This window comes from Stella humosa (genome assembly GCF_006738645.1).
GTDB lineage: Bacteria > Pseudomonadota > Alphaproteobacteria > ATCC43930 > Allostellaceae > Allostella > Allostella humosa.
Window position 1 is genome coordinate 2261676 of sequence record NZ_AP019700.1, and the last position, 9846, is coordinate 2271521.

Here is a 9846-nt window from a genome sequence, read left to right on the forward strand (position 1 = left end):
GGCCTGGACGGCGGTCGCGGTCCGGCATGATGCTTCATCGATTTTCGTCTTCATAAGGTGGCCGTGCAGCAACATTCCGATGCCGATGGGGCGGCCCTGATCCTCGCATCCGCCTCGCCGCGCCGGCTCGACCTGCTGCGGCAGGTCGGCCTCGTGCCGGCGGCCGTCGACCCGGCTGACATCGACGAGGCCCCCCACCGCCAGGAACTGCCGGCCGATCACGCGCGCCGCCTGGCGGGCGAGAAGGCGGCCCTGGTGGCGGCGCGCCACCCGCAGGGCTGGATCCTGGCCGCCGACACCGTCGTCGCCTGTGGCCGCCGCATCCTGCCCAAGGCCGAGGACGAGCAGACCGCACGCACCTGCCTGGAGCTGCTGTCCGGCCGCCGCCACCGGGTCCATGGCGGCGTGGCGCTGGCCGCCCCCGGCGGCAAGATCACGGTCAGCCTGGTTCAGACGGCCGTGCTGTTCAAGCGGCTGACGGCCGACGAGATCGATGCCTACCTGGCCGGCGGCGAATGGCGCGGCAAGGCCGGCGGCTATGCCATACAGGGCCGGGCGGCGCTCTTCGTGCGCGGCATCGTCGGCTCCTACAGCAACATCGTCGGGCTGCCGCTGTTCGAGACGGCCGCACTGCTGCGCGGCCGCGGCTTCCCGCTGCGGCCATGACCATGACCGCGCCCACCATCGATCGCATCCTGGTCGACCGCGTGCCCGGCGAGACGCGGGTGGCGGCATTGGCCGGCGGCCGACTGGTCGACCTGCACATCGTCCGCGGCGACCCGCGCTTTGCCGTGGGCGCCATCCATCTGGGTCGCGTCGCCCAGCTCGTGGCCGGGTTCGATGGCGCCTTCGTCGATATCGGGCTGGAGCAGGCGGCCTTCCTGCGGCTGGCGGACGTGGCGTCGCCGCCGGTGGCGGGCGACGTGCTGCCGGTGCAGATCGTCCGCGCGGCGGGCGGCGAGAAGGGGCTGGGCGTCACCGCGCGGCCGCGACTGGCCGGCCGGTTCATCGACTGGCTGGCGGGTCGGCCCGGCCTGCGCACCGCCCGCGGCGTGGCGATGCTGGCCGGGCTGTCGCTCGCCGATGATGAGGGCGCGGAACTGAAGGCCGCATCGGCCGATGCCGATCCCGCGGCCGTTGTCGTCGAACTGGCCCGCCTGCGCGCTGAATGGGCGGCCGTGCTGGCGCGCGCGGCCCGGGGCGTGGCTCCGGCGGCCCTGCATCCGGCGGCAGAACCCTGGATGGCGCTGCTCCAGCAGCCGTGGGCGGCCGGGGCCGAGGTGGCCTTCGCCGACCGGGCCGGCCTGACCGCTGCGCGCGCCGACGTGGCCCGCCTGTTCCCCGACCTGGCCGAGCGGCTGGTCCTGGACCCGGCCGGCTGGCGGATGTTCGACGAGGCGGGGGTGGAGGAGCAGGTGGCGGCCGCCCTGGCTCGCCGGGTGCCGCTGCCGGGCGGCGGGGAGCTGGTGATCGACGAGGCCGAGGCCGCGACATTGATCGACATTGATGCCGGCGCCTCCCGCGCGGCGCCGGGCACGATCAACCGCAAGGCGGTGCCCGCGATCGCCGCCGCCCTGCGCCTGCGCGCGATCGGTGGCCAGGTGCTGGTGGATTTCGTGCGCGAGGGCGGCGCCAAGTCGCGCGATGCCCTGGTGGCGGCCATGCGCGAGGCCGTGGCAGCCGATCCCGAGCCGGTCGAGATCGCCGGCTGGTCGCGCCTGGGCCTGCTGGAATTGACCCGCCGTCGCGCCCGCCCGTCGCTGGCCAGCCTCATGTCGGCGCCGGCCGCCGACCGCGCCGCCTCGGCGGTGGCGCGCGGCTACGACGCGCTGCGTGCGGCCGCGCGCACGGCCGGCGAACCCGCCGTGGCGGCCATCACCGTGGAGGCGGGTGCAGTGGTCGAGACGGCCCTGCGCGGGCCGCTGGCGGGCAACCTGGCGGCGCTGGCCAAGGCGACCGGCCTGGCGATCCGCGTCGCGGCGGCACCCGCCCTGGCGCCGTCGGCGTTCCGCGTCGCCGCCGGCCGGCCGTAGAGGAGCGTTCCGATGACCCAGTCCGCCTGTCCCATCTGCGGCGAGCCGGCGAAGGAAGCCCATCGCCCCTTCTGTTCCTCGCGCTGCCGCTCGATCGACCTCGGCCGCTGGCTGAACGAGGCGTACCGCATTCCGGCCGGCCCGGCCGACGAGCCGGACGAGAACGAGCCGGACGAGGATGGGGCGGACGACGAGGACCGCCCGTAGGAGGTCACGAGGGCATCGGCCATGTGAGATTGCTGATGATGTTCGTGTCGAGGAGACAGCGCATCAGATGGCGACCTTGCGGCCTTCTTCACGCGGACGGGGCAGGTCTAGATCGGAGCCGATCAGCGGCGATGCCAGCAGCGCCTTGAGGATGCCGCCTTTCCTCGGGGGTTGCCCACCGATGGTCTCATTGATGGCCGCCCGCAACCGATCGGATTCCGGCCCGCCCTCGGCAAGGCGGCGAGCGAGCGCCCGCACCAGGTCCCGGTCCGAAGCGCCACCGGTCACCTCGAACTGGACCAGGCCTTTCTCGGCCGACGCAGGATCAGACATTCATCTCGGCCGCCCGCAGCGATTCCTCGCGGATCGCCTCGGTCAGTTCCTCTTCGATGGCGGCGAACTCCGGCGTCGTCTTCATCCGCCAGTGGCGCGGGTGGGGCAGGGGTACGGGCACCTCGCACTTGATGCGGCCGGGCCGGGCGGTCATCACCAGCACGCGGTTGGCCATGAACACCGCTTCCTCGATGTCGTGGGTGACGAAGAGGACTGTCTTGCGATCGGCCTCCCACACCGACAGCAGCAGCTCCTGCATCAGCGCGCGCGTCTGGTGGTCGAGCGCGCCGAACGGCTCGTCCAGCAGCAGGATGGCCGGGTCGTTGGCCAGCGCCCGGGCCAGCGCCGTGCGCTGCTGCATGCCGCCCGACAGCATGCGGGGATAGTGGTCGGCAAAGCCGGTCAGGCCGACCTGCTGCATCAGCCGGTCGGCGATGCGGCGGCGCTCGGCCTCGGGCACGCCGCGCTCGCGCGGGCCGAAGCCGATGTTCTCGCGCACCGTCAGCCAGGGGAACAGGGTGTAGGACTGGAACACCATGCCGCGGTCCGCACCCGGCCGCGTCACCTCGCGCCCGTCGACCAGCACGCGGCCCTCGGTCGCCTGGTCGAGCCCGGCCACGATGCGCAGCAGGGTGGACTTGCCGCAGCCGGACGGGCCCAGGATGGCCACGAACTCGGTGTCGGCGATGGCGAGGTCGAGCGGCACCACGGCGCGCGTCGACCGGCCGCCGCGCAGGCCGGGAAATTCCCGCCCGACGCCTTCGATGGATACGGCGGCCATGTCTAGCGTCCGAGCTGCCAGGGGAAGAAGAAGCGGTTCACCGCCCGGAATCCGAGGTCGGTGACGAGGCCGATGGCGCCGATCAGGAAGATGCCGAAGATCATCTGGCCGGTGTCGAGGAAGCGCTGGCTGTCCATGATCATGTGGCCGATGCCGGCATCCGCGCCGATCAGCTCGGCGACGATGACGTAGGTCCAGGCCCAGCCCAGCACCAGGCGCAGCGTCTCGGCGATCTGCGGGGCGGCATAGGGCAGCATGACGCGGGTGACGATGCCGCGGCTGCCGGCGCCCAGCGTATAGGCGGCCTCCACCAGGTCACGCCGCGTCTCGCCGATCAGGACCGCGATCATCAGGACGATCTGGAAGAAGGCGCCGATGAATATGACGGCCAGCTTCTGCGCCTCGTCCACGCCCAGCCACAGGATCAAGAGCGGGATGAAGGCCGATGCCGGCAGGTAGCGGGCGAACGACACGAAGGGTTCGAAGAAGGCCTCGACCGGCTTGAAGGCGCCCATGGCGATGCCGAGCGGCACGGCCAGGGCGGCCGCCACCACGAAGCCGCCGACCACCCGGCCGATGGTGATGGCGATGTCGCCCGCGAAGCCGAATTCGGTCAGCAGGCGCCAGCCCGCGGCGAAGGTGCGGGCAGGGTCGGCCAGGAACAGCGGCTTCACCAGCCCGCCCCAGGTGACCCCGCCCCAGAGGGCGAAGAAGAGCACGAAGAACGAGACCCCGAGCGTGACCCGCGCCCGGGGGGAGATGGCGACCAGGGGCTCGAACGGCGACGGTCCGCGCCGCCGCCCGGCCGGTGGTGGCAGGGTGGTCACGACAGGAAGCTCGGATCCATCAGGGCCTTCAGGTCCGGCCGGCTGCGAATGATGCCCGATTCGATCTGGATGTCGGCCGCCGTCTCCATGAAGGGCAGGAGCTGGCTTTCGAAATAGGCCTTGTTCTCGGCCTTGCTCTGCCAGGCGACGAACTGGGCCGATGCCTTGAATTGCTCGGGCGACTGGCTGACGCGGGCACCCATGATCTTGTAGCTCTCGTCCGGCTGCGCCTTGATCATCGCCAGGGACTCGTTCCAGCCCGCGATGAAGGCGCTGACGGCGGCGCGATTCTTGGCGATGTAGGCGGGGCTGAAGGACAGCGAATCAACGATGCAGGGATAATCGACCGTGGTCGCCAGGATCTTGCCGGCCTTGGGGTCGTCGCGGATGACCGACAGGTAGGGCTCGTAGCTGGCGGCCGCGTCGTACTGCCCGGCGACGAAGGCGTTGGCGGCGTCCTTGGGGCCGAGCGAGGCGAGCTTCACGTCCTTCACGCTCATGCCGTTCTTCTTCAGCATCCAGACCAGCATGAAGTAGGGGGCAGAGCCCGCACCCTCGCAGGCGATGGTCTTGCCCTTCAGGTCGGCGAAGCCGTTGATGGCGCTGCGTACCGCCACCCCGTCGCCGCCCTTGGAGATGTCGATGATCATGACCTGGGTCAGCTCGATGCCGGCGGCGGCATAGCTGATCTGGCTGTTGACCACCGTGGTGATCGCCTGGATGTCGCCGGACGCGAAGGCGAGGTGGCGGTCCTTCTGGGGGATGAACTTGGTCTCGACCTCGACCCCGTGCTTCTTGAAGAGGCCGGTCTTCTCGCCCAGCGTGATCGGGGCGAACCCGGTCCAGCCGCTCATGCCGACGACGATCTTCGGCATCGCCTGGGCGCGGGCGCGGATCGGCAGGGCCGCCCCGGCGGCCCCGGCCGCCAGCAGGCCCAGTGTCTTGCGTCGCGTCAGCATCGGCATCCTCCATCGGGGGAACATGAAGCCCCATCCGTAGCAACTTCCAGGCCGGGCGGGGAAGGGAACCATTTCCGCTTTCCGACGCTGGACAGGACGGACGAAGTTTCCTATAAGCCCGGTCTCGCGCGGGACGGCCAGTCCCCGCCCCGGTGCCCGGGTAGCTCAGCTGGTAGAGCAGCGGACTGAAAATCCGCGTGTCGGTGGTTCAAGTCCGCCCCCGGGCACCATTATTTTCCTAGCGATATCAAATACTTAGGGGCGCCTCGGCCAGCCGGCCGGGCGCCCCTTCGTGTTGCAACGTGTTACGACGCTTTTCTTAGGTTTTCCGGGCTTTCCCAACTGCTCCCGCTGACTCCGTGCAACATGGCTGCAACACGGTGTTCCGTCGATGTTCGCCGCGAATCACCAGACCAAAACCATCGGCAACACCGTAGCCGGCCGCCCGCCAAGCCTCCCCAGACAGACCGCGCGGACCGCCCTGCGGTCATCCTCGAACCACGCACCAGCCGGCCAGCGCGCCGCGGGGTCGAAGCCGTAGTCGGCGGCGTTCGCCACCTCGCCGTCGCCGGCCCGCGCATTCGAGCCCAGCAGCTTTCGACGCCGTGCCCCGTAGGTGCGGGGATGCACGCCGAACAGCCCTGCGGCCCTGGCGTCGCTGATGCCCGCCAGTAGCAGCCGCTCGATCGTCTCCCGGCTGGCCGGCCACGGCTGCGGTCCTGCGAGGCTGGTCGGGACCGGGGGCCGCCCCGGGCGGTCCGGCTTCCGGGTCCGCGGCGGCCGCCCCTCGGGCTGTAGCTCGACCCCGAGCGCGTGGGCCATGTTGAACACGGCGGTCTGCCCGCGGCCGTAGTGCCGGGCCAGCGAGCGCACCGACGCGCCGGCCTGGACGGCTGCCGCAATATCCCCGGCAGTGGGAGGCCAGGGCGCGGTCATGGCTGCGGCTCCGGCCGGCCGCCGCCGAACGCCTCTCGGCCCAGCAGCAGGTCCGGCCCCAGATAGCCGTTGTCGATGATCGCAGCGACCCGGCAGCAGTACGGCTCGCCCACCTCGACCACGCACTCAGCGAAGGCCATGGGGTAGTCAGAGAGCTTGATATAGCGGCCCGTGATGGTGGCCTCGGCCCGCAACCGATGGGACAAGACAGACCAGACGCGGCGCGGGGCCAGAACGGCCATGGCGCCGCGCTGGGCCGACCCGACGGTCGTCGAGACGGCGCGGCCCGTCCAGGGGAACGGCTTCTCGGTGGCGGTCATCGGCCCGCCTCCCGGAGGATCCGGCCGAAGTCCGCTTCCACGGTATCCAGGAAGCCGATGACGTCGGACGCGTCGCCATAGAAGGTGCCGTCCAGGACCATCCGCTTCGCATGATGGATGCGCATGGCACACTCGGCAGCCGACACGGCCGGCTCCGTCATCGCCCGGTTCTCAAAGTAGCTGTCGACGAAGTTGACGGCGACGTGCTGCGCGTCCTCGCCCTGTTCGCGCTCGAGGCCGATATGCCAGATGCCGCGGAAGAAGTGATGGTAGGCGAAATCCAGTTCGACGGACTGGTGCGGCATCACGCGATCCAACTCCGCGCCGATGGCGGCGACGGCGGGATGGTTCGCCGTGATCTCGCCGGGTCGGATGCCGGGGCCGGTGATGTAGTCCCGCGCCAGCCGCTCGACAAGTGCCAGCAGGTCCGCGGGGGCAGCGACGTCGTAGGCGGGGGGCGGGGTCGGCAAGCCGGGGTCGGTTGGAGTAATCTTGCTCGTAGCCATTTCCTGAACCCTCAACGTTCTGGTTGTGGTCAGGCCGGGCGGGGTGCTGGTAACACCTCGCCCGGCTGTCGGTTGTTCTGATTTCAGAACATGGTTACGATGCATCAGTATGCGGCAGCATGCAACAAGTTCGTAACGGGGTTCTGATGTTGGCTGTTCAGTGCAAGATGGCGCGTGCTGCGCTTGGGATGGGTGTCCGCGATCTCGCGGCGGCGGCGGCCGTGTCGCCCGATACAATCGCCCGTCTAGAACGAGGCGAGACGCTGTATCCCCGCACCATCGCCGCCATCCGCAACGCCCTCGAAGCCGCGGGCGTCGAGTTCATCGCGGAGAACGGCGGCGGGGCAGGGGTGCGGTTGAGGAAGGGTAGGTAAGTGCCGCCACGTCCAGGTGGGCATAGAACACGGAACGCGATCCATTCGACGCGGGCGGAAATTGCGCGAAGAGGCGTTATTAGGCGTATATTGTTCTGCGCGAAGACCCATAGGATGTATTGTATGGCAGCCAGATGGAGACGGGCATGCTCGCATGGATCACGGTTGCCGCCAGTGCCACAGCTGCTGCGCTATGGCTGGCGGCCTCACTAGTGCCGCTCCCGAAGGAGTTTAATGTTGGCTACGGAGGCGTCGGTGGTACTGCGGAAATCTTGCACCGACGATTGCGTCTCATGGGGAGGCTGAACGCTGTTGGCGCGGGTGCAGCTAGCGTTGCAGCAGCAGCGCAGGCCTGGGCGACCTGGAGTATTTCTCCATAGCGTTCCCTGATCGATCACCACGCGGGCACGCTGTACGCTCGCGCTGCTCACGTTGAGCAGCGCGGCTGCGTCGGCCTGGGCGGTGCGTTCGGATGCAGACGCGGGGGGGGGCGATGCCGCAGCGTTCGGGGCAGCTGCCTCAATTGAGACAGCTGGGCTTCTGCCGCCCGGATCAGCGCGCTGCCCGTTCCTGAGCGTCACCCAGCCGCGCCGTCACCAGCGCCCGCTGGCTCTCGTTCAGGTGCCGGGAGGGCGCGACGGCATGACGTCATACCGCGCAAGAAAAAGGCCGCCTCGGTGGGCGGCCTCAATCTCGGTTCAGCGGAACAGGGCCCGGTCGAGGGCAGATTGTCGGACAATCGCGGCCAAGGTGCCTGGCGCCGGCTCATCGTTGTCTGCGCATGAGAGGGTGACCAACCGCAGCGCCCCCTTGATCTCCGCCCTATACTGGCGGTGGCTACCTTTCTGGCGAACCAGCACGAAGCCGTGAGCAAGAAGCACCGCGACAATGTCGCGGCCCTTCTTCAAGCGTGGCAGATCAGGTTATGGCTTGCTCCAAACCGATCGGTCGGCGGCGGCCGACGCGCCATCGAGGACCGCAGAACAGCCCACCAGTACGGCAGCCACGCCGACAGCGGAGATGGCCGATAAAGCAGGTGCCGTCGCTCTTCAGCCGGGAGATCGCGAACTGACTCAATGTGCAACTCGACCGCTTCTTGCAGAAGCGCAATCGTGTCTTCGAGCGACGGGCCGTCTACGGCGATATCGAGATCGAGGCACATTCCTGACCAGCGATCACCTTGGCCGTGAACGTAGCAGCGTAGGATGCGATCCATGTCCATCACCGTTCCGACGTGAAAGCGCGCGCTAGCGCAGCATCTTTAGAACGTCGACACACCAGTGCTTGCTCCCACAGTATCGAAAAAGCCTATTTGCGGAGCGCTTGTTGTGAGGGCCGCGCTACGGGGCCTCTTAGAAACGCCTCTCGCGGACGCTACACCGGCAGCGTGTGCGTTGCACGCATCATGTGGTGTCAACGTCATGTGGTGTCGTTGGTTGACGCGTGCATTCACAAGGTCGTCAGATGCTGGGCCGCTACCGCGCGAGCAGTCGGCACGTCCCGCCCCACACAGTCATCAAGTCCACGAACAGGAAGGGCATAGCGGGCTCCCACACGCGAATTCGGAGCATGTCATCCGGCACGCTGATCATCGCGGGTGATGTCGTGCGGGCGACGACGTCGTTCACCGCCGACCCCTTCTGAATGATGCGATACTGCGTCGTGGCGGCGGTCCCGCCGGGATAGACACGACGCAGAACGGCGGTCCGCTCGTCGAATATAAGGCGGAAGTTCGTCGCCCAAGCGCCGCCCGGCGCATCCCCGAAGCGACCGTCACTGCCGACGCTCCGAGCCTCGGCAATCGCGCACTCAAACAGCCGATCGGCCGCCTGGGCGGTGCCGGCAACCGCCAGGCAGAGCGCGAGGAGGATGGGGCGGAGGGTCATGGCGGCCCTCAAAGATCCCGGCGCCTCTTTGGCCTTCGTTCTTCCAGCAGGTCGCTGAGCGGACGATGGGACATCAGCAAACGCCCGGCATCCACTTTCCCTGCGGCGCCCCTCTCGCCCATTGCGATAGATGACGTCTTCCTAACCCACACGTGACGCCGGTCACCAAACGTCGCACCCATACGATTCTGGATGGTGCGCCGCTCGGTGTGATCGGCCGGCCCGTACTTGCCGGCAATCTCTTCGGCAATCGTCCCGTAGTGTTCCGCCCGAAACGTGATCATGATCCGCACGAGCTTCTGATCTAGGAAGTAATAGACAGGCGTGGCGTCCACCCCGGCGATCGTCTCCCGCCGCCAGTCTTTCCGGAGGACGTCCTCCGGGCCATTCATCGTGCACGCAATTACGCCGACCTTCGGCTCCCACGCCTCGAGGGTGAACCATTCACTGAATCTGGGGTGGCGATCCGAACAGTACGGGCGCTCACCGCCTCTGAACGCATTCGCTCGGCGGAACTCCGCCAATGTCGTGGTGCCCACCACCGCGCCCTTGAAGCCGTAGTTGCCTTCGTCCGCCGCCGCTACGCCGACCATCGACAGCCACGCGATGACAAGTATTCTCAGCGGGCGCTGACGCATTGGCCTCCCCCATTTGGCGAGAAACCTGCCAGTAGGGAACGGAGGG

General features: G+C 68.6%; 15 protein-coding genes and 1 tRNA gene. 5 read left to right on the top strand and 11 right to left on the bottom strand.

Features of this window, described 5'->3' with window-relative positions:
* Positions 1-63 precede the first annotated feature (63 nt).
* Genes STVA_RS10545 through STVA_RS10555 form a run of 3 tightly spaced genes read left to right on the top strand, consistent with a single transcriptional unit; the run spans position 64 to position 2240 of the window.
* On the top strand, positions 64-666 hold the full coding sequence (locus STVA_RS10545) for a Maf family protein (RefSeq protein ID WP_123688765.1): 603 nt from the start codon (positions 64-66) through the stop codon (positions 664-666).
* Between the two features lie 2 nt (positions 667-668).
* Positions 669-2033 (top strand): ribonuclease E/G, encoded by a 1365-nt coding sequence (locus STVA_RS10550; protein ID WP_142235731.1) that lies wholly within the window; start codon positions 669-671, stop codon positions 2031-2033.
* 12 nt (positions 2034-2045) lie between these two features.
* Positions 2046-2240 (top strand): DNA gyrase inhibitor YacG, encoded by a 195-nt coding sequence (locus tag STVA_RS10555; RefSeq protein WP_123687923.1) that lies wholly within the window; start codon positions 2046-2048, stop codon positions 2238-2240.
* Between the two features lie 63 nt (positions 2241-2303).
* On the opposite strand, the gene STVA_RS10560 is transcribed toward STVA_RS10555, so the two are convergent.
* The 4 genes from STVA_RS10560 to STVA_RS10575 are packed head-to-tail and all read right to left on the bottom strand — an operon-like array spanning position 2304 to position 5140.
* Entirely contained in the window at positions 2304-2573 is a 270-nt protein-coding gene (locus tag STVA_RS10560) for a hypothetical protein (protein ID WP_123687924.1), read from the bottom strand.
* Positions 2566-3354, bottom strand: coding sequence for an ABC transporter ATP-binding protein (locus STVA_RS10565; RefSeq protein ID WP_123687925.1), 789 nt, complete (start codon positions 3352-3354; stop codon positions 2566-2568). Before STVA_RS10565 ends, STVA_RS10560 begins: the two co-directional genes overlap by 8 nt.
* A gap of 2 nt (positions 3355-3356) precedes the next feature.
* Positions 3357-4181, bottom strand: a complete 825-nt coding sequence (locus tag STVA_RS10570) for an ABC transporter permease (RefSeq protein ID WP_179955448.1) — start codon at positions 4179-4181, stop codon at positions 3357-3359.
* On the bottom strand, positions 4178-5140 hold the full coding sequence (locus STVA_RS10575; RefSeq protein ID WP_179955449.1) for an ABC transporter substrate-binding protein: 963 nt from the start codon (positions 5138-5140) through the stop codon (positions 4178-4180). The genes STVA_RS10570 and STVA_RS10575 overlap by 4 nt, the downstream gene beginning before the upstream one ends.
* Positions 5141-5294: 154 nt before the next feature.
* On the opposite strand from STVA_RS10575, the gene STVA_RS10580 reads away from it, so the two are divergent.
* Positions 5295-5370: transfer RNA gene (locus STVA_RS10580), tRNA-Phe, on the top strand.
* 175 nt (positions 5371-5545) lie between these two features.
* Here STVA_RS10580 and STVA_RS10585 read toward each other — a convergent pair.
* The 3 genes from STVA_RS10585 to STVA_RS10595 are packed head-to-tail and all read right to left on the bottom strand — an operon-like array spanning position 5546 to position 6902.
* Complete coding sequence (locus STVA_RS10585) at positions 5546-6076, bottom strand: hypothetical protein (protein WP_123687928.1); 531 nt, start codon at positions 6074-6076, stop codon at positions 5546-5548.
* Positions 6073-6396 (bottom strand): hypothetical protein, encoded by a 324-nt coding sequence (locus STVA_RS10590; protein ID WP_123687929.1) that lies wholly within the window; start codon positions 6394-6396, stop codon positions 6073-6075. The genes STVA_RS10585 and STVA_RS10590 overlap by 4 nt, the downstream gene beginning before the upstream one ends.
* Entirely contained in the window at positions 6393-6902 is a 510-nt protein-coding gene (locus STVA_RS10595) for a hypothetical protein (protein ID WP_142235732.1), read from the bottom strand. Before STVA_RS10595 ends, STVA_RS10590 begins: the two co-directional genes overlap by 4 nt.
* Positions 6903-7021: 119 nt before the next feature.
* Here STVA_RS10595 and STVA_RS10600 point away from each other — a divergent pair, with 119 nt between their 5' ends.
* Positions 7022-7276, top strand: a complete 255-nt coding sequence (locus STVA_RS10600; protein ID WP_420822817.1) for a helix-turn-helix domain-containing protein — start codon at positions 7022-7024, stop codon at positions 7274-7276.
* A 698-nt stretch (positions 7277-7974) separates the two neighbouring features.
* Here STVA_RS10600 and STVA_RS28575 read toward each other — a convergent pair.
* From STVA_RS28575 to STVA_RS10620, 4 genes are all read right to left on the bottom strand, one after another.
* On the bottom strand, positions 7975-8157 hold the full coding sequence (locus tag STVA_RS28575) for a type II toxin-antitoxin system HicA family toxin (protein WP_420822834.1): 183 nt from the start codon (positions 8155-8157) through the stop codon (positions 7975-7977).
* Between the two features lie 23 nt (positions 8158-8180).
* The gene (locus STVA_RS10610) at positions 8181-8498 is read right to left on the bottom strand and encodes a type II toxin-antitoxin system HicB family antitoxin (protein WP_142235733.1); all 318 of its coding nucleotides are present in this window, start codon (positions 8496-8498) and stop codon (positions 8181-8183) included.
* Positions 8499-8751: 253 nt separating this feature from the next.
* Positions 8752-9162: a hypothetical protein gene (locus STVA_RS10615; RefSeq protein WP_123687932.1), complete on the bottom strand. Its 411-nt coding sequence runs from the start codon at positions 9160-9162 to the stop codon at positions 8752-8754.
* Positions 9163-9170: 8 nt separating this feature from the next.
* On the bottom strand, positions 9171-9800 hold the full coding sequence (locus tag STVA_RS10620; protein WP_123687933.1) for a hypothetical protein: 630 nt from the start codon (positions 9798-9800) through the stop codon (positions 9171-9173).
* Positions 9801-9846 lie beyond the last annotated feature (46 nt).